The 24310-nt window shown below is 57.1% G+C and carries 17 protein-coding genes and 2 pseudogenes; 7 read left to right on the top strand and 12 right to left on the bottom strand.

Annotated elements, in window-relative coordinates:
- The first annotated feature begins 140 nt into the window (after positions 1 to 140).
- The 3 genes and pseudogenes from DDA898_RS19750 to malQ all read left to right on the top strand — a co-directional run.
- Positions 141 to 899, top strand: coding sequence for a DeoR/GlpR family transcriptional regulator (locus DDA898_RS19750; protein WP_012768014.1), 759 nt, complete (start codon positions 141 to 143; stop codon positions 897 to 899).
- A gap of 44 nt (positions 900 to 943) precedes the next feature.
- Entirely contained in the window at positions 944 to 3361 is a 2418-nt protein-coding gene (gene malP, locus DDA898_RS19745; RefSeq protein ID WP_038912108.1) for a maltodextrin phosphorylase, read from the top strand.
- A gap of 12 nt (positions 3362 to 3373) precedes the next feature.
- Positions 3374 to 5543: pseudogene (gene malQ, locus DDA898_RS19740) on the top strand (4-alpha-glucanotransferase); the annotation flags it as partial.
- 225 nt (positions 5544 to 5768) lie between these two features.
- Here the strand turns inward: malQ and nfuA are convergent.
- On the bottom strand, positions 5769 to 6344 hold the full coding sequence (gene nfuA, locus DDA898_RS19735) for a Fe-S biogenesis protein NfuA (RefSeq protein WP_038912107.1): 576 nt from the start codon (positions 6342 to 6344) through the stop codon (positions 5769 to 5771).
- 56 nt (positions 6345 to 6400) lie between these two features.
- On the bottom strand, positions 6401 to 7105 hold the full coding sequence (gntX, locus tag DDA898_RS19730; protein WP_038912106.1) for a DNA utilization protein GntX: 705 nt from the start codon (positions 7103 to 7105) through the stop codon (positions 6401 to 6403).
- Between the two features lie 78 nt (positions 7106 to 7183).
- Here gntX and bioH point away from each other — a divergent pair, with 78 nt between their 5' ends.
- Both bioH and DDA898_RS22590 read left to right on the top strand, forming a co-directional pair.
- Entirely contained in the window at positions 7184 to 7957 is a 774-nt protein-coding gene (gene bioH, locus DDA898_RS19725; protein WP_038912105.1) for a pimeloyl-ACP methyl ester esterase BioH, read from the top strand.
- Between the two features lie 155 nt (positions 7958 to 8112).
- Entirely contained in the window at positions 8113 to 8589 is a 477-nt protein-coding gene (locus tag DDA898_RS22590; RefSeq protein WP_071604574.1) for an Hcp family type VI secretion system effector, read from the top strand.
- 91 nt (positions 8590 to 8680) lie between these two features.
- On the opposite strand, the gene DDA898_RS19720 is transcribed toward DDA898_RS22590, so the two are convergent.
- The 5 genes and pseudogenes from DDA898_RS19720 to greB all read right to left on the bottom strand — a co-directional run bounded on the left by DDA898_RS19720 (position 8681) and on the right by greB (position 14597).
- The gene (locus DDA898_RS19720) at positions 8681 to 9016 is read right to left on the bottom strand and encodes a DUF1493 family protein (RefSeq protein WP_038912104.1); all 336 of its coding nucleotides are present in this window, start codon (positions 9014 to 9016) and stop codon (positions 8681 to 8683) included.
- Complete coding sequence (locus DDA898_RS19715) at positions 9006 to 9467, bottom strand: STM2901 family protein (RefSeq protein ID WP_038912103.1); 462 nt, start codon at positions 9465 to 9467, stop codon at positions 9006 to 9008. The genes DDA898_RS19720 and DDA898_RS19715 overlap by 11 nt, the downstream gene beginning before the upstream one ends.
- 159 nt (positions 9468 to 9626) lie before the next feature.
- A complete protein-coding gene (locus DDA898_RS19710; protein WP_038912102.1) occupies positions 9627 to 11972 on the bottom strand; it encodes a Tex family protein in 2346 nt (781 codons plus the stop codon).
- A gap of 201 nt (positions 11973 to 12173) precedes the next feature.
- Positions 12174 to 13881, bottom strand: a pseudogene (gene olsF / locus DDA898_RS19705) (bifunctional ornithine lipid synthase OlsF).
- A gap of 215 nt (positions 13882 to 14096) precedes the next feature.
- Positions 14097 to 14597 (bottom strand): transcription elongation factor GreB, encoded by a 501-nt coding sequence (gene greB, locus DDA898_RS19700; protein WP_013319772.1) that lies wholly within the window; start codon positions 14595 to 14597, stop codon positions 14097 to 14099.
- A 270-nt stretch (positions 14598 to 14867) separates the two neighbouring features.
- On the opposite strand from greB, the gene ompR reads away from it, so the two are divergent.
- Both ompR and envZ read left to right on the top strand, forming a co-directional pair.
- The gene (ompR, locus tag DDA898_RS19695) at positions 14868 to 15587 is read left to right on the top strand and encodes an osmolarity response regulator transcription factor OmpR (RefSeq protein ID WP_005969424.1); all 720 of its coding nucleotides are present in this window, start codon (positions 14868 to 14870) and stop codon (positions 15585 to 15587) included.
- Positions 15584 to 16987, top strand: a complete 1404-nt coding sequence (gene envZ / locus DDA898_RS19690; protein WP_038912101.1) for a two-component system sensor histidine kinase EnvZ — start codon at positions 15584 to 15586, stop codon at positions 16985 to 16987. Before ompR ends, envZ begins: the two co-directional genes overlap by 4 nt.
- Before the next feature lie 113 nt (positions 16988 to 17100).
- On the opposite strand, the gene pckA is transcribed toward envZ, so the two are convergent.
- The 5 genes from pckA to DDA898_RS19665 all read right to left on the bottom strand — a co-directional run bounded on the left by pckA (position 17101) and on the right by DDA898_RS19665 (position 24036).
- Entirely contained in the window at positions 17101 to 18720 is a 1620-nt protein-coding gene (gene pckA / locus DDA898_RS19685) for a phosphoenolpyruvate carboxykinase (ATP) (protein ID WP_038902262.1), read from the bottom strand.
- A 761-nt stretch (positions 18721 to 19481) separates the two neighbouring features.
- The gene (hslO, locus tag DDA898_RS19680; protein WP_038912100.1) at positions 19482 to 20354 is read right to left on the bottom strand and encodes an Hsp33 family molecular chaperone HslO; all 873 of its coding nucleotides are present in this window, start codon (positions 20352 to 20354) and stop codon (positions 19482 to 19484) included.
- Between the two features lie 239 nt (positions 20355 to 20593).
- Positions 20594 to 21007 (bottom strand): ribosome-associated heat shock protein Hsp15, encoded by a 414-nt coding sequence (gene hslR / locus DDA898_RS19675; RefSeq protein ID WP_038902260.1) that lies wholly within the window; start codon positions 21005 to 21007, stop codon positions 20594 to 20596.
- Positions 21004 to 21708 (bottom strand): GMP/IMP nucleotidase, encoded by a 705-nt coding sequence (gene yrfG, locus DDA898_RS19670; RefSeq protein ID WP_038902259.1) that lies wholly within the window; start codon positions 21706 to 21708, stop codon positions 21004 to 21006. Before yrfG ends, hslR begins: the two co-directional genes overlap by 4 nt.
- A 198-nt stretch (positions 21709 to 21906) precedes the next feature.
- The gene (locus DDA898_RS19665; RefSeq protein ID WP_038912099.1) at positions 21907 to 24036 is read right to left on the bottom strand and encodes an intracellular growth attenuator family protein; all 2130 of its coding nucleotides are present in this window, start codon (positions 24034 to 24036) and stop codon (positions 21907 to 21909) included.
- Between the last annotated feature and the right edge of the window lie 274 nt (positions 24037 to 24310).

Below are 24310 nucleotides of genomic sequence, written 5' to 3'. Positions count from 1 at the left end.
CCGAAATCCGAATGAGTGGCAGAAGGGCGCGCAGTGGCTACTGCATGGCCGTGCGTTGTTTTGCCTGCGAGGCGCGGTTTCTTAATTGGCCGGCATGACGGCATGTCGGTGTTTGAAGGGATCTGTTTGAGGGGATCAATGTGAAGCAAACACAGCGGCATGACGCCATTATCGACCTGGTGCGTCGGCAGGGATACGTCAGTACCGAGGAGCTGGTGGAGCATTTTGCGGTCAGCCCGCAGACCATTCGCCGCGATCTGAACGATCTGGCGGAGCAGAACAAGATCCATCGTCATCATGGTGGGGCGGCGTTGCCCTCCAGTTCAGTCAATACCGCCTATCACGATCGCAAAATGATGTGGTCTGATGAAAAAGCCAGGATTGCGAGGCAAGTCGCCAGCCAGATTCCGGATGGTGCTACGCTTTTTATTGATATCGGCACTACGCCGGAGGCGGTGGCCCACGCGCTGATGAACCATAAAGATTTGCGGGTGGTCACCAACAACCTGAATGTGGCGACGTTGCTGACCGCCAAAGAAGATTTTCGCCTGATTCTGGCGGGAGGCGAGGTGCGCAGCCGGGACGGCGGCATCATCGGCGAGGCCACGCTGGATTTTATTTCTCAGTTCCGGCTCGATTTCGGCATTTTGGGAATCAGCGGTATTGATATGGACGGCTCGCTGCTGGAGTTTGATTACCACGAGGTACGCACCAAACGGGCGATTATCGAAAACTCCCGCTGCGTGATGCTGGTGACGGACCATTCGAAGTTTGGCCGTAACGCTATGGTCAATTTGGGTAACATGGATTTGATCGACTATCTTTTTACCGATCAGTTACCACCGCCCAGTGTGCTGAAAATCATCGAACAACATAAGGTACAGTTGGAGTTGTGCTGATCCCGACGTGCCTTTTTCCATCACTGACAGAGGAGAGAGGCACGATGTCACCATCATTCAATCCTTCCCGGTTCGCCGCCGACCTGCAGCGTCAGTTGCAGGCGTGCGCTCAACCGTCCTTGCAGGCGCTGTCGTTGCGTCAGTGCTGGCAACTGGTGAGCGCTGCGCTGACGGAGCAACTGGATGTGTTGACGTCTGCCGACCTGCTCCCGCCCGACGCCGCGCCTGCGGCGGCGCGGCATGTCAATTATCTGTCGATGGAATTCCTGCCCGGCCGCCTGACCGGCAACAATCTGCTCAATCTGGGCTGGTATGACGCGGTGGCGGAGGCGCTGGCGCAGCAGGGGCTGGCGCTGAGCGACGTGCTGGAGCAGGAAACCGACCCGGCGCTCGGCAACGGCGGGTTAGGGCGGCTGGCGTCCTGTTATCTGGACGCGATGGCGACGGTCGGCCAGCCGGCGATCGGTTATGGTCTGCATTATCAGTACGGTTTATTCCGCCAGCATTTTGACGCCGGCTTTCAGCGGGAAACGCCGGACGACTGGCTGCGCGACAGCTACCCCTGGGCGCGTCCGCGTCCGGAGCTGGCGGTGGAGGTTGGTTTCGGCGGCGAACTGGTGAAACAGGCGGACGGCAGCGAACGCTGGATACCGGAGCAGGTTATCGTCGGCGAGGCCACCGATATCCCGGTTATCGGTTATCGCAATGGCAGGGTGCAACCGCTGCGATTGTGGCAGGCCACCCATAGCGACCCGTTTGATCTTGAGCAGTTCAACGCCGGCCATTACCTGAAAGCCGAACAGCAAGGCATCGCCGCCGCCAGTCTGACTAAGGTGCTTTACCCGAACGACAATCATGCGGCAGGTAAAAAACTGCGCCTGATGCAGCAGTATTTTCAGTGCGCCTGCGCCGTGTCGGACATCTTCCGGCGGCATGAGCGCGCAGGAAGGCCGCTGGAGACGTTGCCCGAGTATGAAGTGGTGCAGTTGAACGATACCCACCCGACGCTGGCGATCCCCGAAACCCTGCGCCTGTTGCTGGACGAGCACGAAATGCCGTGGGAACAGGCCTGGCGGCTGACTAGGCGCCTGTTCGCCTACACCAATCATACCCTGATGCCGGAGGCGCTGGAGTGCTGGGACGAACGGCTGTTCGGCCGGCTGCTGCCGCGTCATCTGTCGATTATCAAAACGATTAATGAGCGCCTGCATCAGCAGGTGGAGGCGCGCTGGCCGGGCGATCGGCAGGTTTGGGCGCGGCTGGCGGTGGTGCATCGCCGTCAGGTGAGAATGGCGAACCTGTGCGTGGTGGCCTGTTTTGCGGTCAATGGCGTGGCGCAGATGCACTCCGATCTGGTGGTGCGCGACCTGTTTCCGGAATATTACCAGCTGTGGCCGACAAAATTTCACAATGTCACCAACGGCATTACGCCGCGGCGCTGGCTGAAACAGTGCAATCCGGCGCTCTCTTCGCTGATTGACGATACTCTGTGCACCGAATGGGGCAACCGGCTGACGCTGCTGGGCGGGCTGGCGCCCTACGCGCAGGACAGCGCGTTCCGGGCGCGTTACCGCCACATCAAGCAGGACAACAAAACGCAACTGACGCAATTTTTGCAGCGCGAATACGGCATCCGTGTCGACCCTGCCTCGCTGTTTGATGTGCAAATCAAACGGTTGCATGAATACAAGCGGCAGCATCTGAATTTGCTGCATATTTTATCGCTGTATAAGCGATTGCTTGCCGACCCCGGATTGGATATCGTGCCGCGCCTTTTTCTGTTTGGCGCCAAGGCGGCGCCGGGGTACGTGCTGGCAAAAAACATTATTTACGCCATCAACTGCGTGGCGGAGCACATTAACCGGGACAAGCGGGTGAATGACCGCCTGAAAGTGGTCTTTTTGCCGGATTACCGTGTGTCGCTGGCGGAGCGGATTATTCCGGCCGCTGACGTGTCGGAGCAGATTTCCACGGCGGGCAAGGAGGCGTCCGGTACCGGCAACATGAAGCTGGCGTTGAACGGCGCGCTGACGGTGGGCACCCTGGACGGCGCCAATGTGGAGATGGCGCAGGAAGTGGGCGCGGAGAATCTGTTTATCTTCGGGCATACCGTCGAACAGGTGAAAAAACTCACCGCCGGCGGCTATAAACCCGCTCGCTACATTGCCGCGCATCCATTGCTCAAGGAAATCCTCGACGAGCTGGCCGACGGAACCTTCAGCCATGGGGATAAAACGGCGTTCGCCCCTCTGCTGGATAGCCTGCTGAAACTGGGGGACCCCTATCTGGTGCTGGCCGATTTCGCACCTTACTGCCAGGCTCAACAGCGTGTGGATGAGCTGTATCGTGAACCTGATGAATGGACGCGTCGCTGCATTTTGAATACCGCCCGTATGGGGATGTTCAGTGCCGATCGGGCAATTCATGATTATCAGAAACGCATCTGGACGATGCGTGATTAAGGAATCAATACCATGGCGTTGAAAGCAAAAAAATCTGTACCCCAACATCCGGGGATCGCTGATACCTATAAAGATGCTTACGGTAATGAACAGGCGATAGACCAGGAAACCCGCGATAAACTGCTGCAACTGCTTGATGTGGCGGATCCGGCGGTAGCGCCGTTGCCTTCGGTGTGCGTGTTCCGTCAGGGGCAACAGAATAAGTTGCCGCTGCGCGACGAGGGCGAGTATGGCTGGACGCTCACCTATGAAAAAGGCGGCATCATCGAAGGGCGATCGACCGGGCAGGCGGAGCTGGCGTTGCCGGACAACCTGCCGCTCGGCTATCACCAGTTGATACTGACGCAGGGCGAACAGCAGTGGCCGTGCCGGGTGATTGTGGCGCCGGCGCGGTGTTACGAACCGGACCCGCTGACGCAGGGCAAACGCTGGTGGGGCGTCATGGTGCAGCTTTATACCCTGCGCTCGTCGGATAACTGGGGGATCGGCGATTTCGGCGACCTGAAAACGCTGGTGGAACAGGTGGCGCGCCGGGGAGGCGCGTTTGTCGGCCTTAACCCGTTGCACGCGCTTTATCCGGCAGAGCCGGAGGCCGCCAGCCCGTACAGCCCGTCATCGCGCAACTGGCTGAATGTTATCTATATCGATGTGAATCAGGTGGATGATTTTCATCAGAGCGATGCCGCCGGCGAGTGGTGGAAACAGGACGACGTTCAGCGGCGGCTGACCGCCGCCCGTGCCAGCCGCTGGGTGGATTACGCCGCGGTCACCAGCCTGAAACTGACGGCGCTGCGGCTGGCGTTCAATCACTTCAATCGCCGCAACGCACTGGACCCGCGCAAGACCGCCTTCCAGCAATTTCTGAAAACCCACGATGAAAGCCTGTTGCAGCAGGCGACTTACGACGCGTTGCAGGCGTGGCTGAAGACGCAGGGCCAACCGGCCGCCGACTGGTTGCAGTGGCCGCGGGAATACCACGACGCGCGCAGCGACGCCTCGCTGCGATTCCGCCAGGAGCACGCCGACGACGTGCGGTTTTATTGCTGGCTACAGTGGCTGGCGCATGAACAGCTGGCGGCCTGTTTTTCCCACAGCAAACAACTGGGCATGCCTATCGGCCTGTACCGCGATCTGGCGGTGGGGGTGGCGCAGGGCGGCGTGGATACCTGGGGCGATCAGCAATTGCACTGCATGTCGGTGACGCTTGGCGCGCCGCCGGACCCGCTGGGGCCGGGCGGACAGAACTGGAACCTGACGCCGATGCACCCGATTCTGCTGCGCCAGCGCGGCTATCAGCCGTTTATCGACCTGCTGCGCAGTAATATGGCGCACAGCGGCGCGCTGCGTATCGACCATGTGATGGGGCTGCTGCGGCTGTGGTGGATTCTGAACGGCCACACCGCTACCCACGGCGCCTATGTGCGGTATCCGGTGGATGACCTGCTGGGGATCCTGGCGCTGGAAAGCCATCGTCATCGCTGTCTGGTGATCGGCGAGGATCTGGGGACGGTGCCGGAGGAGATCGTCAATAAACTGCCTGACAACAGTATTTATTCCTATAAGGTGCTTGTTTTTTGAAAAGGATCAGCACGATCGTTTTCGCGCGCCGGACGCGTATCCGCCCCGCTCAATGGCGACCATCACCACCCATGATCTGGCGACGCTGCGTGGCTACTGGCAGGGCGTCGACCTGACGCTGGGCAAGGATCTTGGGCTGTATCCCACCGACGCATTATTGCAACAGCAGCACGACGCGCGGGAAAGCGCCAAGCAGGGGCTGCTTGACGCCCTGCATGAGCAAGGCTTGCTGCCGCAGCGGGTCGGGCGTAATGCCTCGCTCACGACCATGAGCGCCCAGCTTAACCGTGGGGTGCAGCGCTATCTGGCCGACAGCGCCAGCGCGCTGCTGGGATTGCAGCTTGAGGACTGGCTGGACATGGCGACGCCGGTGAATGTGCCGGGCACTCATCAGGAATATCCCAACTGGCGGCGCAAGCTGAGCCGTTCGCTGGATTCCATTTTTACCGACCGCTATCTGGAGCGGCTGATTCGGGATATCGATTTGCGCCGTGGCGGACCGGTGCCGTCGCGGACCCGGAAAACGGTGAAAACGGCAGGTGATGAGAAGCCAGAAGAGACGAAGAAAGAAGACAAAAAAAAGAAACGAAAAAAGAAACGAAAAAAGCCTGAGTGGCGAGTGAGCGTCGCCGGGAAAAACGACGGGCGGTCAGGTGACTGGCCGCCCGTGATAATCAAAACCGGCTCGACGGAACCTATCGTCAGCTTCGCATCAGGTAAGCGCCGTACCGCATCATGGCATCCGAGCGGTATGACGTCCTATCAATTATCGGCATGACGTTCTATCGATATTGGCGTGACGTCCTATCAATATCGGCGTGACGCCCTATCAATAATAGGAGTGCTCGCCGCGCTGATGCTCGGTGAGGTCACGCACCCCGTTCAGCTCCGGGAATTTCTGCAACAGCTCTTTTTCGATGCCTTCCTTCAGGGTGTAATCCACCATGGAACAGCCGTTGCAGCCGCCGCCGAACTGCAGAATGGCGTAACCTTCCTCAGTGATTTCCATCAGCGTTACGCGGCCGCCGTGACCGGCCAGCTGCGGGTTGATCTGAGATTGCAGCACATACTCCACGCGCTCCATCAGCGGAGCGTCGTCGCCGACTTTGCGCATCTTGGCGTTCGGCGCTTTTAACGTCAGCTGAGAACCTAACTGGTCGGTCACGAAGTCGATCTCGGCGTCTTCCAGATACGGCGTGCTGAGTTCGTCCACGTAGGCAGACAGTTTCTCAAACTTTAGCTCGGTATCGTTCGGTTCGACGGCATCGGGCGGGCAGTAAGACACCCCGCACTCGGCGTTCGGGGTACCGGGATTGATGACGAAGACACGGATCTGGGTGCCTTCTTCCTGTTTGGTCAGCAGCTTGGCAAAGTGCTCCTGAGCAGCGTCGGTAATACGAATCATAATGTTAACTCAATAGTTGACTACGCCAGTTGGTTATAATACGCCCATCCCGGCGGTTACGACAAGGTGCGGCATAGACACCACACCTGAACCTGCCGCGCGCCGGCGTGGCGTAAGGCCCGGCTGACTTCCGCCGCCGTGCTGCCGGTGGTCACCACATCGTCCAGCAACACTAACCGTTTGCCATTGACGTCATACCGACACTCGAACGCGCCGCGCAGGTTGCGGCGACGGGAACGGGCGCCCAGCGTCTGCTGGGGAACGGTAGGACGCACGCGGACCAGCGCGGCGGGGTGATACGCGCAGCCCAGCCAGCGCGCCAGCAGACGCGCGAGCAGGTCGGTCTGGTTGAAGCCGCGCCGCCAGTGGCGCCGTCGGTGCAGAGGAACGGTGACGATGGCGTCAGGCCGCGGATACGCGGCGGGCAGGCTCAGGGCGGTATCCCGGCGGCGTGCCAGCCATTGCAGCAGCATCAGCCGCGCCAGCGCCGGCGCCAGTTCGGTGCGCCCCTGAAATTTGACGCGTTTGAGCAGCGTGCTCAGCGGCGGCCGATAATCGCTGACAAACAGCAACGACTGCCACGGCGGCGGCTGTTGTAGGCACCGTCCGCACGGCAGGGTGCCGGACGCCGAAGGCAGGCCGCAGCGCGGACAGCAGGCGACCGGCTGCGGCAGATGACGGCGACAGTGACTGCAAATCCCGTGATGACTATGATAGAGCGGCTGCTGGCAGAGCCAGCACTGTGCCATGATCGTCAACATCGCATTTCCCTGAGTCATCAGGCATGCCGGGCGGCGTGGCCTGAATCATTCCATTTCTGACGGAGGACAACATAACCCATGGAAGCACTGCACTGGCAAACGGAAGGGGAAGGAACATGCGAACTTGTGATGCTGCACGGTTGGGGAATGAATTCGCAGGTGTGGAACAGCATCGTCATGCGGCTGGCCCCGCATTTCAGGCTGCACCGGGTGGACCTGCCGGGTTATGGGCAGAGTCAGGGATTCGGGGTGATGTCGCTTGCCGATATGGCGCAGCAGGTACTGTCGCAGGCGCCGGAGCGGGCGGTGTGGTTAGGCTGGTCGCTGGGCGGGCTGGTGGCCAGCCAGGCGGCGCTGAGCGCGCCGGAACGGGTCAATGCGCTGATCACGCTGGCGTCGTCCCCTTGCTTTGAAGCGCGCGATAGCTGGCCGGGCATCCGCCCGCAGGTGTTATCCGGTTTCCAGCAAATGCTGAGCGACGATTTCCTCGGCACCATCGAGCGCTTTCTGGCGTTGCAGACGCTGGGTACCGAAAACGCCAGAAAAGACGCCCGCTTGCTGAAAGTGGCGCTGTCCGGCCAACCGGCGCCTACTACCGACGTGCTGAACGCCGGGCTGGGGATTCTGCGCGATACCGACCTGCGTGAACCGTTGACCACACTGACGATGCCGTTCCTGCGCCTTTACGGCGCGCTGGACGGGCTGGTGCCGCGCAAAGTCGCCGCGCTGATGGACGAACAGTACCCGCACTCTACTTCCGTGGTAATACCAAAAGCCGCCCACGCGCCGTTTATCTCCCATCCGGAAGCGTTTGTGGAGCATGTGGTGGGGTTTGTGGGGGAAAGTCTATAGATGCGGTAGATTAATGAGAATGGTTTATCAAAATGCGGGGATTGTAATACAAGGATCTCTGCGATTCGGTTGCTGTATTTAAATCAGTTCGATGTAATGCTAGTTTTAAAAGAAAGTATTACACGTGGATGATTGAATAGAAAAAAGGATGTCAAATGTCATATCTTATTTACCTAACTTTGGAAGGTGATCAGCAGGGATTAATTTCTTCTGGCTGTTCTACTATAGATTCTATCGGTAATCGTTATCAGTCTGGACATGAAGATCAGATACAGGTATTAGGATTGAACCATACTATAACACGAGATGATAATGTAGCTCATCATCCGATACAATTAGTAAAGCCTATCGATAAATCCTCTCCGCTCTTAGGGGTTTCCATTACCTCAAATGAAAAACTAACGGCACATTTTTTCTTCTATAGAACGAATTCTGCTGGGAAGTTGGAAGTTTTTTATGAATTAACATTGGCTGATGCCAGAGTAGTATCTGTATCTTCATCGTATCCACACTCTATAAATAATACAGAATCAATCCCGTATGAAGAGATTATGCTTAAATATAAGAGCATATCTTGGTCGCATAAAGCTGCAGGTACTTCTGGTTATAGTATCTGGCATGATGGGATATAACGAATAGATTAATATTATTTCTAATGGCCTCCGAAACATATACCCTAAACTGAAATTTGAAACATGATGGGTATAGTATGCACTTCGGAGGTTAGTCGTAAAGCCAGCACCCTAATCTTGCAGATTCTATAAGCATTGCTACAGATAATATTTTTAATTCTGGTTTTTCTATCTTTTTAAAAGGGTTTAAAAGAGATAGAAAGCTATAATCTGAATAATCATAATAATAATTTTTCACATTAAAATTATCTGGAGTGACGTCGAATTCTTTAAAGAAATCAGACATCAATGCCTGTATCTCATCATCATCAAAATCAAAATCTGAGTTTATTATACTTTCCTCTGTTATTTCTTTTTGATATGGGGTTATTGACACTCCAGCGTGTCTCTTTACCAAGTTTATTATTTCCTTCTTGTTAATTTCCATATAGTTTATCCTCTCCTCTGGCTATCTGATTGTAGTGTCGTACAGTATTATAGGATATGGTGCTTACATCGCAAATTAATATTGCCCAACCTAAGACAGGTATTGTCCTGCCAACAAATGTCCCTAGGTTCCTAACAAATCTTATCTTTAATCCTTGGATTGGACCACCAATAATCGTTGGTAATGATATTCCCAGTGGGATTTTTGTTTTTTTGAATATTCGCCTGGAGTATATGCTAGATAATGACGTTCCTTTTATTGCACCGGACGGTTTTCTTCTTGTCTCTTGATCATTTCGCCCTAAAAGAATCATGCTCATAGCGAGGGCATCATCAATGCCAAAGTGTTTCATGGTTTCATCAACCATGACCCAGAAGAATAATTCTCCTGCGCTTAAATTTATCATCCCATTATAAAAATATGTTCCACCTATTTCTTCCACTGTATCCATGTGTAATTTCCTTTTGAGTTATTTAAAATAATTTTCATACAGCTAGCCTTGATAAAAATTGTTGTTCTTTAGCATACGCACATCATTCGGACATGATACGCCGGTCACCGTTCCTGAATACAGGGTTCAGGCTCGATAGCCTGAACCCTGACAGAGATATCACCGCTTCTTAAACGCCGCCGCCAGCGCGTCGCTCATGGCGCTGTTGCCGCTTGCCGGGGCGTTGCTCTGGCGCGGACGAGCCTTGTTCCCCGCTTGCGATGGGCGCGATGCATTATTATTGCCGTTGTCGCGCTCGCGTCCGCCGCTGCCGCGACGGCTGTTGCCCTCGCCCGGCTGTTCGTCCAGCCGCATGGTCAGCGCAATGCGCTTACGCTGCAGATCCACTTCCAGCACTTTCACCTTAACGATGTCACCGGCTTTCACCACCTGATGCGGGTCTTCCACGAAGCGATCCGACAAGGAGGAGATGTGCACCAGTCCGTCCTGATGGACGCCGATATCCACAAACGCGCCGAAGTTGGTGACGTTGGTGACGGCGCCTTCCAGAATCATGCCCGGCAGCAGGTCGTTGAGGGTTTCCACCCCGTCGGCGAAGCTGGCGGTCTTGAATTCCGGCCGCGGGTCGCGCCCCGGTTTTTCCAGCTCTTTGATGATGTCGGTGACGGTGGGCACCCCGAAACGATCGTCGGTAAAGCTGGCTGGTTTCAGGCTGCGCAGCGCGCTGGCATTGCCCATCAGATCCTGCAGTTTCTGCTCGGTGGCGGCTAGAATACGCTCCACCACCGGGTAGGCTTCCGGGTGGACGGTGGAGGCATCGAGCGGGTTGTCGCCGTGGTTGATGCGCAGGAAGCCGGCGCACTGCTCAAAGGCCTTCGGGCCGAGGCGGCTGACTTTCAGCAACTGGTCGCGGTTGTTGAAGCGCCCGTTTTCGTCACGCCAGCTCACGATGTTCTGCGCCATCAGCCGGGTAAGGCCGGCTACGCGGGTCAGTAGCGGCACCGAGGCGGTATTGAGGTCGACGCCGACGCCGTTCACGCAGTCTTCTACCACCGCCTCCAGTTTTTTCGCCAGTTGGGTCTGGCTGACGTCATGCTGGTACTGGCCGACGCCGATGGATTTCGGGTCGATCTTGACCAGTTCTGACAGCGGGTCCTGCAAGCGGCGGGCGATGGATACCGCGCCGCGCAGCGACACGTCCAGATCCGGGAACTCCAGCGCCGCCAGCTCGGAGGCGGAATACACCGACGCGCCCGCTTCGCTGACGATGACTTTCTGCGCTTTTACGTCCGGGAACTGTTTCTGGGTGTCGAGGAAGAAACGCTCGGTTTCGCGCGAAGCGGTGCCGTTGCCGATGGCGACCAGTTCCACCTGATGCTTGATGCATAGCGCCGCGACCACGGTGGCCGCTTTGGCGGCCTGACCGGTGTGCGGATAAATAGTATCGGTCGCCACCAGCTTGCCGGTGGCGTCCACCACCGCCACTTTCACGCCGGTGCGCAGGCCGGGGTCCAGCCCCATCGTCGCGCGCATGCCGGCGGGCGCCGCCATCAGCAGGTCGTGCAGGTTGCGGGCAAATACGTTGATGGCTTCGTCTTCGGCTTTTTCGCGCACGCTGCCCATCAGTTCGGTTTCCAGATGCAGCAGCACCTTGATGCGCCAGGTCCAGTTCACCACCGCGCGCCGCCAGCCGTCCGCCGGTGCGTTGCCGAGACGTAATCCCAGATGCTCGATGATGATGTGCTCGCAGTGGCTCTCTTTCGGCGGTTCGTCAAACTGCGGATCGGCGTTAAGCGACAGTTGCAACACGCCTTCGTTACGGCCGCGGAACATCGCCAGCGCCCGGTGTGACGGCACCTGCGACAGCGGTTCGTGGTGGTCGAAGTAGTCGCGGAATTTCGCGCCGTCTTCCTCTTTGCCTTCCACCACGCGGGACACCAGATGGGCGTTTTTCCACAGGTAATCACGCACCTTGGCCAGCAGCGCGGCGTCTTCGGCAAAGCGCTCCATCAGAATATAGCGCGCGCCGTCCAGTGCGGCTTTGACGTCGGCCACGCCGTTATCGGCGTTAATGTAAGCCTCGGCGACGAGTTCCGGCGTCTGGCTCGGGTCGTTCCACAGGCTGTCCGCCAGCGGCTCCAGTCCGGCTTCGATGGCGATTTGCCCACGCGTGCGGCGTTTGGGTTTGTAAGGCAGGTAGAGGTCTTCCAGCTCGGTTTTGCTGAGGGTGGTGTTGATCGACGTCGCCAGCGCGTCGGTCAGCTTGCCCTGTTCCTCAATCGATTTGAGGATGGTCTGGCGGCGCTCTTCCAGCTCGCGCAGGTAAGACAAGCGAGTTTCCAACTGACGCAGTTGGGTGTCGTCCAGCCCGCCGGTGACTTCTTTACGGTAACGGGCGATAAAAGGAACCGTGTTGCCCTCGTCCAGCAGTTGGATGGCCGCACTGACCTGTTCGTTACGTGCCTGCAGTTCGCTGGCAATAATCTGGCTTAATGCATTCGTCATAGTGTTATCAGCAAGATAGTTTTATTAGCGAGATAATGAATGTTGAAAGGATAAATGACTGGGGGACAGTTATACGGATTGACGGCGCAAAATGCCAGTCAGACAAACGGAGGGTTTGAGGCGGCCCGACTGGTGCCGGTGCCGCCGAGCGCTATACCTCGTTACTGAGCACTATGTCTAGTTACTGACCACTATGTCTAGTTACTGAACATTTTCCTCGTTGCAGAACGGCGCGATGTAGCGCTGATGGCGAGAGGCTTTCAGTTGCTGTAAATCCACCAGTACCAGGCCATCGACGCAGTTGTTGAAGTCCGGATCGAGGCCGAAGTCGATAAACTGCACGCCGCCCGGTTCACACAGCTCCGAGTACTGCTTATACAGCGTGGGAATGGAGCACCCCATATTGCTGAGCATACTTTTCAGGCGCGTCAAATCCTGTTGATAGTCGTCGCCCTCGAATTGTCTCAGGACTTCCGGCAGCGAGGCCGGGTAGGGCCGGCGTGAACGGGCCAGCGCCTGACTGGGCGCGAAGTGCAACCGGTAGAAGGCGATCAGCAGATCCCGCGCCGGCGACGGCAATGAGCCGGATAAGGATACCGGGCCGAACAGATAGCGGTATTCCGGATAACGCGCCAGATAGGCGCCGATACACAGCCACAGGTAGTCCAGGCCGCGTTTGCCCCTGGATAAAGCTGCGGCCCAACTCGATTCCGCTGGCCAGCACCGGGGCCATCTCTTCGCCGTATTGAAACAGGCTATGACTGTACAGACCGCTGATGTCTTTTTCCGCCAGCAGGCGCGCCGTCGGCGCAAACCGATAGGCGCCGACGATTTCCAGTTCACGGTCGTCCCATAGCACCAGATGCAGATAATCGTCGTCGAAGCTGTCGAGGTCGCGGCGTTTGCCGGAGCCTTCGCCGACGGCGCAAAACGCGATTTCCCGCAGACGTCCCAGCTCACGCAAGATGGGGACGTAATCTTCGCTGCCGCGGCGATAGAGATAAATTTTCTTGCCGTCCGGCGTGGTACCGAGTGCTTCGCACGTTTCCAATGCCCGTTTCAGCAGCGTGCGTTCTTCCGGTAACGCAATCGGCTTGTCGCCGTTAAAACAGCCAGGTTTGCCTTGTCCTAAACGGTAGACATGGCGGCGAAAGCGGGCGGCCAGATCGTTGGGTTGCCACTCGCCCTGGCTCCAGGTTGGATAGGGGATTTGTGCGCCGATGCGAAAACGCAGCCGGTTGCCGCGCTGACGAAACATTTCCCGCACCAGCAACAGGGTGGACAGCGGGCGATAGATCAACGACGACAGGTAGAACAGGTTGCTGTTACGACCGCTGATATGAATCGGCACAATCGGCGCGCGCGCTTTGGCGGCCATGCGGATAAAACCGCTATGCCAGTGGCCGTCCCGTATGCCTTTCAGGCTCATGCGGGAGACTTCGCCGGCAGGGAACATGATGATCGCGCCATCGCCGGCCAGGTGTTCCTGAATGGCGGCGAGCTGGTGGCGCCGGGTGCGGTTGCTAAAGTTATCTACCGAAAAAAACAGGTTTTTCAGTGGTTCGATATAGGAAAGTAATTGGCTGGCGACGACACGCACATCCGGACGTACGCTGGCGACGGTGCGCAGCAGCGCCAGTCCATCCAGCGAACCGATCGGATGGTTGGCGACCAGCACCACCGGCCCCCGGCTGGGAATGTTTTCCAGATCGCCTTCCACCATTTCACAATTAAGGCTGAAGTGATCCAGAACCTGTTCCACCAAGTCCAGTCCTTTGAGATGAGGGTAACGCTGGGCGAATTGCTGAAATTCATTCTCGAATAACAAGCTACGCAGCAATGAACGCTGCCAGGTCGGAGTGGAACGATGTGGAGCAAGTTCTTGTAATAGGTTATCCAGGCTAAACATAAACGGCCCTCCGTAATCATCGAGGCCACGGTAAGGGAGGGAAATGACATCTTTATGTCAAAGTAAGAATAAATATGTAAAATAGAGAATTTATATATCATAAAAAGAATAAATATTACTAATTGAAACACGATTTGATATATGGCATCTGGGAAAGGCGAACGCAGCAGGCGCTACCGGGAGTGCGCCCGCCGGTATAACGGGCGTCGGGGAGGTCAGTCGATAGGGTTGCGATAGCCGATGGGGTTGCGATAGTCGATTTTATTGACGTACCAGACCTTTGGACCGGTTGGCGTATTGACCACCGCTTCTTCATCCACCGCTTTTTTCAGCAGCGCGCGCGCCATCGGGGCGTCAATCGAGATGTAATCCTTGCGGCCGTAAATTTCATCCGGCCCGACGATCCGAAATCGTTTCACATCGCCGTCTTCGTTTTCCACCTCGACCCAGGCGCCGAAAAATACCTTGCCGTCCTGCTGGGGAGAGTAATCCACCACCCGCACCACTTGCAGGCGTTTACGCAGATAGCGCACCCGGCGGTCGATTTCACGCAGCAGGCGCTTATTGTAGAGGTAATCGGCGTTTTCGCTGCGATCGCCCAGGCTGGCGGCCCAGGCCACCTTCTCGGTGATTTCCGGGCGGCGTTCCTTCCACAGATAATTGAGTTCCTGATGCAGGGCTTCATAGCCTTCGCGCGTGATCAGATCGGTTTTCATACGCTTTTCTGAAATGTAAGGATCATAAAATCGTTATAATCGTTGGCTGTGAGATAACATAGCGGATAAATCGTCATTTGTGGCGTGATTTGCAGTACTCAGCGACAGGAACGGTTTGATTACACCGTATTTTTATATCCTTTGTAACAATTTTGCCTAGAATATATACCAGAAACGACTGTCAGTTCATTGCCGGTTTCTGAACAATATCAGATTGTGCTTCGTAATAAAGCCAAGCGCTGGCGGCTATCACGTCTTTGGAGAAGAGAGATGCAAGAGAATTATAAAATTCTGGTTGTGGATGACGATATGCGCCTGCGTGCGTTGCTGGAACGCTATCTGACCGAGCAGGGTTTTCAGGTCCGTAGCGTCGCCAACGCCGAACAGATGGATCGCCTGCTGACGCGCGAATCCTTCCATCTGATGGTGCTGGATCTGATGTTGCCGGGGGAGGATGGTCTGTCCATCTGTCGCCGTCTGCGCAGTCAAAGTAACCCGATGCCGATCATTATGGTGACGGCGAAAGGTGAAGAGGTGGACAGGATCGTGGGTCTGGAAATCGGTGCGGACGACTATATTCCCAAACCGTTTAACCCGCGCGAACTGTTGGCCCGTATCCGTGCGGTGCTGCGTCGTCAGGCCAACGAATTGCCGGGCGCACCGTCGCAGGAAGAGGCGATCATCGCGTTCGGCAAGTTCAAACTGAATCTGGGCACGCGCGAAATGTTCCGCGACGACGAGCCGATGCCGCTGACCAGCGGTGAGTTCGCCGTACTCAAGGCGCTGGTTAGCCATCCGCGCGAGCCGTTGTCTCGCGATAAGCTGATGAACCTGGCCCGCGGACGTGAGTACAGTGCCATGGAACGCTCGATTGATGTGCAGATTTCCCGTCTGCGCCGCATGGTAGAAGAAGATCCGGCGCACCCGCGTTATATCCAGACCGTATGGGGGCTGGGCTACGTCTTTGTGCCGGACGGCAGTAAAGCATGATTCGATGGCGCTTCTCTCCGCGCAGCGCCTTCGCTCGTACGCTGTTGCTGATTGTCACTCTGCTGTTCGTCAGTCTTGTCACCACCTATCTGGTGGTGCTTAACTTCGCGATTCTGCCCAGCCTGCAGCAGTTCAACAAGGTTCTGGCCTACGAGGTCAGAATGTTGATGACGGATAAGCTGCAACTGGAAGATGGTTCCACGCTGGACGTGCCTCCCGCGTTCCGGCGCGAGATTTACCGTGAACTGGGCATCTCGCTCTACACCAACGCCGCGGCGGAGGAGAGCGGGCTGCGCTGGGCGCAGCACTACAAGTTTCTGAGTCAGCAGATGGCGCAGCAATTGGGCGGGCCGACCGAAGTGCGGGTGGAAGTGAGCAAGAATACCCCGGTGGTGTGGCTGAAAACCTGGTTGTCGCCGGATATTTGGGTGCGGGTGCCGCTGACGGAGATCCATCAGGGCGATTTCTCGCCGCTGTTCCGTTATACCCTGGCGATTATGCTGCTGGTGATCGGCGGCGCCTGGTTGTTTATCCGGGTGCAGAACCGGCCGCTGGTGGAGCTGGAGCATGCCGCCATTCAGGTGGGGAAAGGTATTATTCCGCCGCCGTTGCGCGAGTACGGCGCGTCGGAGGTGCGTTCGGTGACGCGCGCGTTCAATCAGATGGCGTCCGGGGTCAAGCTGCTGGCGGATGACCGTACGCTGCTGATGGCCGGCGTCAGCCACGATCTGCGCACGCCGCTGACCCGTATTCGTCTGGCGACGGAGATGATGGGTCAGGAAGATGAATACCTGGCGGAGTCGATCAATAAGGATATCGAAGAGTGCAACGCCATCATTGAACAGTTCATCGACTATCTGCGCACCGGTCAGGAAATGCAGATGGAAGTGGCCGACCTCAACGCGATTCTGGGCGAAGTGGTGGCGTCGGAAAGCGGCTACGAGCGCGAGATCGAAAGTGAGCTTGCCTGGGGTGAGTTGCCAATGAAAGTCAGCCCGTTATCCATCAAGCGGGCGGTGGCGAATCTGGTGGTGAACGCGGCCCGTTACGGCAACGGCTGGATTCGCGTTAGCAGCGGTCGTGAATTGCAGCGCGCTTGGTTCCAGGTGGAGGACGACGGCCCCGGTATCGACCCGTCGCAGTTGACGCACCTGTTCCAGCCGTTTGTGCGTGGCGATAGCGCCCGCAGTACCAGCGGCACCGGGCTGGGGCTGGCGATTGTGCAGCGCATCATTGACGCGCATAACGGATCGCTGGACGTCGGCGCCAGCGAACGCGGTGGGTTACGGGTGCGGGCTTACCTGCCGCTGGCATTCCCGAATCAATCCGGCGCGATGCCGGCGCGCGATAGCAACCGACGAACGTCGGTTCCGGCAAACAGCAGAAAGAGAGAAAAGTAGCGGCGTGCGCCGCCGGCAACACGGCAAAAAAATAGCAAAGAAAAAGGCGCGTTCATCGCGCCTTTTTGCTGTCGGTCGGGCGCTGCCGGGGGAATGGCAGCGCGTTGCCGTCATTATTGTTTCGGACCGGCGGAAACCAGCGCCGCACCGGCAGGGGTGTCGGTGTACTTGTCGAAATTGGTGATAAAGCGCTGCGCCAGATCGTGCGCCTTCTCTTCCCACTGCGCCGGATCGGCGTAGGTGTCGCGCGGATCCAGAATCGCCGGATCCACGCCCGGCAGCGCGGTCGGGATCGACAGATCGAAGATCGGCAGCGTCTGGGTTTCGGCGTCGTCAATGCTGCCATTGAGGATCGCGTCGATAATGCCGCGCGTGTCCTTGATGGAGATACGCTTGCCGGTGCCGTTCCAGCCGGTGTTGACCAGATAGGCTTTGGCGCCCGCCGCCTGCATGCGCTTCACCAGCACTTCGGCGTACTGCGTCGGGTGCAGCGTCAGGAACGCCGCGCCGAAGCAGGCGGAGAAGGTTGGCGTCGGTTCGGTCACGCCGCGTTCGGTGCCCGCCAGTTTGGCGGTAAAGCCGGACAGGAAGTGGTACTGGGTCTGGTCTGCGGTCAGGCGGGACACCGGCGGCAGCACGCCGAAGGCATCGGCGGTCAGGAAAATCACCTTGGTGGCGTGCCCGGCTTTGGAAACCGGCTTGACGATGTTATCGATGTGATAGATCGGGTAGGACACGCGGGTGTTTTCGGTTTTGGAGCCGTCGCTGAAATCCACGCGGCCATCCGCCAGCACAGTCACGTTTTCCAGCAGCGCGTCGCGGCGGATAGCGTGATAAATATCCGGCTCCGCTTCAGCGGACAGATTGATGGTTTTCGCGTAGCAGCCGCCTTCAAAGTTGAACACGCCGTCGTCGTCCCAGCCGTGTTCGTCATCGCCGATCAACTGCCGTTTCGGGTCGGTGGACAGCGTGGTTTTGCCGGTGCCGGACAGGCCGAAGAACACCGCCACATCACCTTTTTCGCCCACGTTGGCCGAGCAGTGCATGGACGCGATGCCCTTGAGCGGCAGCAGGTAGTTCATGATGGAGAACAGACCTTTCTTCATTTCGCCGCCGTACCAGGTGCCGCCGATGAGCTGGATGCGCTCAGTCAGGTTGAAGGCCACGAAGTTTTCCGAGTTCAGTCCTTGTTCCTGCCACTGCGGGTTGGTGCATTTCGCGCCGTTCATCACGATGAAATCCGGCTCGAAACCCTGTAACTCCTCATCGCTGGGGCGGATAAACATGTTTTTCACGAAGTGCGCCTGCCAGGCGACTTCGGTGATGAAACGAACCTTCAGACGTGTGTCGGCGTTGGCGCCGCAGAAAGCATCAACGACAAACACGCGTTTACCTGATAACTGGCGGGTGACCAGCTGTTTCAGGTGTTGCCAGGTTTCCTGGCTGAGCGGATGGTTGTCGTTTTTGCCTTTGCCCTGATCGGACCACCACACGGTGTCGCGGGTCACATCGTCGCGGACGATGTACTTATCCTTCGGGGAGCGGCCGGTGAAAATGCCGGTATCAACGGAAACGGCGCCCAACTGGGTTTCGATACCGCGTTCATAGCCTTGTAGGGTAGGGGATGTTTCTTCAGTAAAAAGTAAATCGTAGCTTGGGTTGTAGACAATTTCGCGGACATCATGAATGCCATAAGCCGTCAGTGCTTCTGGCGTAATGCCTTTTATCTGCATGTTGCTACTCCTAGATCGTTATAGTCGTACTGGTAGTAAGTCTAGAAGGTGAGCTTATTTTAACCGCGATAACAATCAAAAAATTAAATAAATTCATTAATAACTTTGCTTATACATGTGAATAAAAAGTAAGCAAATGGTTGTTATGTAAGCGAAATAATCCGGTGAGAGAACGGGCGGTTGCTTGTGGTTCAATCGCTCTGAAAAACGAGAATCGGCCCGCAGGCGGGCCGCTCAGATTGCTGACAAACCCTATAAGTGCAAAATGAAGGTTTTTTCCGGCGTTAAAACTGTGCTGAGGTGAGCGACTTCGCCGGGTGAGCGGCATGGATGCTGCGAAAGCCCGTGCCGTGCCGGACAAAAACGCCGGGAGCGTTTTTGAACAGCGTTTACGCTGGCCCGTAGGGCGAGCCCCAGGGATGGGGCGAGTAATCACGTCACGAGCGGCCCGAACAGCGAAGGCGAACGCCGAAGGGACCGCGTCAGCGGCACACCATTTTGCAACGCAAAATGGAACAGCGCTTGCGCTGGCCCGCAAGGGTGAACCCGTCAGGGTTCATAATTTAGCCACCAGCCAGTGGTCAAGGAGAGGTGGCGTTTGAACCTCTCCTTGTCGTGCGTGCGATGGAAAGGCAGAGAAACGACACCGTTTATCCCGCACGAAACTATTCACTGACCAGACAAAATTCATCGTTCGTAAGACAACATGGCTGTTTGTCAACAGCCTCAACAGCCCGCAGGCGAGCCGCTAAAACGAGGAATCAGTGCAGGGTCGGTTCGGCGCCGGACTGACGAAGGTCGGCAATGTCCTGCACGCTGAACAGATAATGGCTGCCGCAATAGTCGCAGTGCATATCGATTTGCCCGTCCTGCCCCAGAATGTCGCTGACCTCGTCCGCCGGCAGGGTCATCAGCGCGTCAGCGCAGCGTTCCCGCGAGCAGTGGCACTGGAACGCCACCGGCTGCGGTTCATACAGCGTGACGTTTTCCTGATGGTACAGACGATAAAGCACCTCGTCGGCCGGCAGACCGAACAGCTCTTCGCCCTTGACGGTGGCGGTCAACTGGGTCAGGTGGTCGAAGTCCTCGCGGTTGCCGTGCTGCGCGGGCAGCACCTGCAGCAGCATCCCGGCGGCGCACTGGCGGCCGTCATGTTCGCCGGTGCGGATGAACAGGCGCGTCGGCAACTGCTCGGACTGCTGGAAATAGTTTTCCAGACAGGCGGCCACATTGTCGCCGTCCAGCCCCACCACGCCCTGATAGCGCTCGCCCTCGGTCGGGGTAATGGTGATCACCAGATAGCCGTTGCCCACCATGTCGTGCAGCGAACTGTCGGCGGCGATGTCGCCCTGCAGGCGGGCGACGCCGCGCATCTGCTGTTGATGGTTGCCGTTAATCACCGCCAGTTTCAGCGGGCCGTCGCCTTGCAACTGCACGGTGATGTCGCCGCTGAATTTCAGCGTGGCGGTTAACAGGCTGGTGGCGACCAGCATTTCACCCAGCAGGTTTTTTACCGGCACGGGGTAGTCGTGGTTGGTCAGCATCTGCTGGAAGGTGTCGCTTACCGTTACCAGTTCGCCGCGAACGGCGTGGTTTTCGAACAGATAACGGTGCAATTGGTCATGGTTGGCCATAATGTTCTCTCGTGGTGAGGGCGGCTTAGAGCCTGGCCCGCCAAGGCTATTTTACTTGCCATTTTGGACCTGGGCAGTGCTCGAAATCCTCACGTACTCCGTGTACGCTCCGGGTTACTCGCTGCGCTCGCCCGTTGGGCCGGACAAAGTGCTTTGTCCGTTCAACATGCGTTGCATGTTGTCTGCGCGCTGTCCGTGTCCAAACTGGCTGCGCCAATTACGCTTGGTGGGCCAGGCTCTCATTCCGCGTCACTGTATTTAAATTTGATTAAATCCCGGCGCTCTTTTTTATCCGGCCGCCGGTCCGGGTGAGGCATCGACAGGGCGTTCAGTTTTCTGGCTTGCGCCAGTTTTTCGCGCTTTTCAATGCTCTGCTGCGTCTCTTCATACAGCGCCTGGGCCTGTGCGGCCGGGCGCCGTTGTGCGCTGAGGGCGCGGACAATCACCGTGCGCGCGTCATTGCCCTGACGCAGCGTGATTTCGGCATCCAGCTCTACCAGCTTGCCGGGCTTGCTGCGCTGGCCGTTATAGTGCACTTTGCCGCCGTCGATCATCTCGCGCGCCAGTGCGCGGGTTTTGTAAAAACGCGCCGCCCATAGCCACTTGTCCAACCGGACCGCATTGTCATCGTCATGCTGGCTGTCTTTGCTCATGAACACTCCTGATTGCCGACGGGAACCGACTGGTGGATGCCCGGGAGCAACGCCAGATAGTCGTTCATCGACGGGTGCTGCCGGAAGCGGGTTTCCTGCCGGCAGGTCGAATCAGGATTACTGACGCCCAGACAATAACGAATGCCAAACGTTCTGGCGGCATCCAGTATGGGCTCGTTGTCATCCACAAACAGCGTACGCGCCGGGTTAAACCCGGTTTCCGCCTGAACGGACCGCCATAGTCGCTGATCTTCTTTGGGATACCCATAAGTATGGGTGGAAAGTAATAAATCAAGGTGCCGATCAAGCCCGGTGTGAGCTACCTTGACCGACAGGCTGTGCGGATGGGCGTTGGTTAGTAAAATAGTTCGGCGGCCGCTTGCGCGCAGCGCATGCAGAAACGGCGTAGTATCGTCCCGCAGGCGGGCGCGGTGGCCGATATCGCTAGTCATCTGGTAGATATCCAGTCCCAACCGGTCGCTCCAGTAATCAAAGCAATACCAGTTCAGGGTATGGCGCACCGCCTGATATTCCGTGGTGATCAATTGCTGAGCCTGATCCAGGCTGATATTGCGCTGACGGCTCAGGGATTCCGGCACCAGTTGCAGCCAAAAATAGCTGTCGAACGCCAGGTCAAGCAGCGTGCCGTCCATATCCAGCAGGACGGTATCGATCTCATTCCAGTTCAGTTCGGGATTCATGCACACTCCAGGACATATGCCCCGTTTCCGGTTAGGCCGGAAGCGGGACCGTCAATGTTATCAGCGTAGCATAACCGCTAAACGCGGCCGATCGCACTCGCCGTTTGAGGTAACCGGCCGTTCATGCCGGCCGGTTACCTTATCTGGGAGTGGAGTACTGAGCCGGGAGCGACGTCCGCCGATCCGAGCGCAACGACATTATCCGTACATGGCGGTGGCGACGGGCGTTTCCGGCACCAGATGGCGAGCGTAGTATTGCTGGATATTGGCGATACGCTGCTGACTGCGGCGGCGTTTCACCAGCAGCAACACCAGATTCAGTATCAGAATGACGCTGAAGGCCAGCAACAGCAGGCAGGCGCCCAGCGAGCGCCACATGGTGACCGCATCAGGTTCGCTGTGCAGCGAAATATGGCGGGTGCCGTTGGCATCGATGCTCAGTTGGGTAATCACGCCATTGGCTTCGAACGGCGTGTGCAGCAGCATTGATGACAGACGTTGCAGTTCCTGCCATTGCTCCTGCGGCGGGAAATCGCGCAGCGGCGTGGCGGGCATTTGATGATTGACGAACTGGCGGCCTTCGTCGCTGCGAATCAGAAAACCGCCCGGCGGCGGACTGTTCAGCGAATTGGACGCGGTGATGATTTCGCGGCTGTAGAACTCGTCGGTCGCGTTTTTCACCAGCGAATCCAGTGACTCGGCGCTCACCGGGCGCAGCACCACGCTCATGCCTTTCAGCGCGCCGGAACGCGCCCGTTTGACCAGCAGCTCCCAGTTCTTGGCGTTGCCCAGATTGATCAACGCGTTTTTGAGCCGGGTGCAATCTTCTTCTTTTTCACACAGTGCATCGGTTTTCAGTACGATATCCGAGAAATTATTCAGCAGAATCATGCCGGATTTCTGGATGGCGTCCGCCAGTTGCGAACTGACCTGATTGTCGCTGGCGGCCGGGTGTAACTGCTCGTTGACCGTCTTTTGCAGCGCGGTGGTTTTCTCAATGGTGTCCGACTCGGGCAGCGGCAGAGGCGCGGCCTTGTTCCAGTAAATGGCGGCGCAATCAAACGGCGCAAACGCGGAAGCTCGGGAGGACGTCGGGTTAAGGTTGATCGGCGGCACGTAGCACATGCCGGCTCCGCGCACCTGCAATTTGTCGCCGATATGCAGCGGCATACGTTCCAGGTCTTCTACCTGAGTCACCTTAACGCTACTTGTGCCCTGCACCCAGGCCAGGCTGAGCTTCAGCGGCAGATCAAGCGGCACCGAGGTCAACAGCAGAATCAGGCTCAACAGCGCGCCAACCGCCAGTACGGCGTTTTTGCCCCATTGCTGTAGCGGGAAGAATTTGACTTCATTGTGTAATGACAGGTAATGGCCCTGGCGCACGACCTGACGGGTCAGGTAGATATCTACATCGGTTTTTCTGCCGAGATCGTAGCCGATATAAGGCTGCCAGTGAGGGGGATAGATGAGGTCAATATTGCCGAGAGAGACATTGCCGATCTGGCTTTGACTGGCGTCGCTGAACAACCCCATGCATTGTGGCGTGCCGTGCAGACAATGCACTTCGCGGAGTTCTTTCTGCGAAGGTGGGCGGAACAGTTGCCAGCATCCCCAGCCAGCCATGAGGCAGGCGGCGCCAGCCAGCCAGGGCAACATGGCCAGCGGGCTGGTCAGACTGAACACCAGCAGTAAAAACGCCAGACTCAGCACCCCGGTTTCGCGCAGGCCGCGTGAGCGGTGTACGGCGTGTTCTTCCAGCGTTTCCCGACGAATCGCCACCAGTTCGGTGTGCTCATGGACTTCCGGCCGAATCGACGCCTGCTCGCCGGGGATGTCGACACCGGCGCTGGAATCCATCTCATTGATGAATTCCGTCAGCGAATGACCGTTCAGTGAAACCACCAGTGGGATCGAGCGGGTTTTGATCAGCTCGATCTCATTGTTCTGGGTGATGTATTGCTCCCAGCGCGCGGGCAGGTGAATCTCCTGAGTGTCGATGTAGTAGCGCCATTTGTTGGGCGCATCGGTACTCAACCCATAGCGGGTAATGCTATGAGTTATGGGGTAAACCCGGTTGCCCGGCAGCAGACGGGGCAGACGCGGCGACGCGACCGAAACGGATGACGAAACCGGGCCGTCCAGATGGGACATGGCCAGATAGCGTTCAATGGCAATACGTTCCGACGCCGTCAGCTGACGATGTCCCGACGGTGTTACTGGCAAACGCTTGGCGAATAGAAGACGACGATACATGAGATAGCCAATGATCCCCCCTACCGCAATCAGACAGGCAAACAATACAGCCAATATGATGAGTATTGTGCGCATATTATCTCCAGCCAACAGCGTAAGGTTCCCTCTGTTATTTCCGGATAGTAACAAAACTACACGAACAATGTTAACCCGCGTCGCATGGTTAATGACTGAATTAACCGACTATTAGTTGTTTAACAGCGTATGGTAGCAAGCGGGAGATATTGTCGAAATGAGGAAATTCTGAATTTTTTCTGATGAATTATTAATAATTGATCGTGAGCAAGTCGTGATTTTTGTATAAAAAAAATTAATGTGTATGTGGTGTTGCTAATATGTAAATTCACGA

Origin of the sequence: Dickeya dadantii NCPPB 898, assembly GCF_000406145.1 — a bacterium.
Classification (GTDB): domain Bacteria; phylum Pseudomonadota; class Gammaproteobacteria; order Enterobacterales; family Enterobacteriaceae; genus Dickeya; species Dickeya dadantii.
Note: the sequence above shows the minus strand (reverse complement) of the source record. Positions and strands in the feature narration are given on the sequence as shown.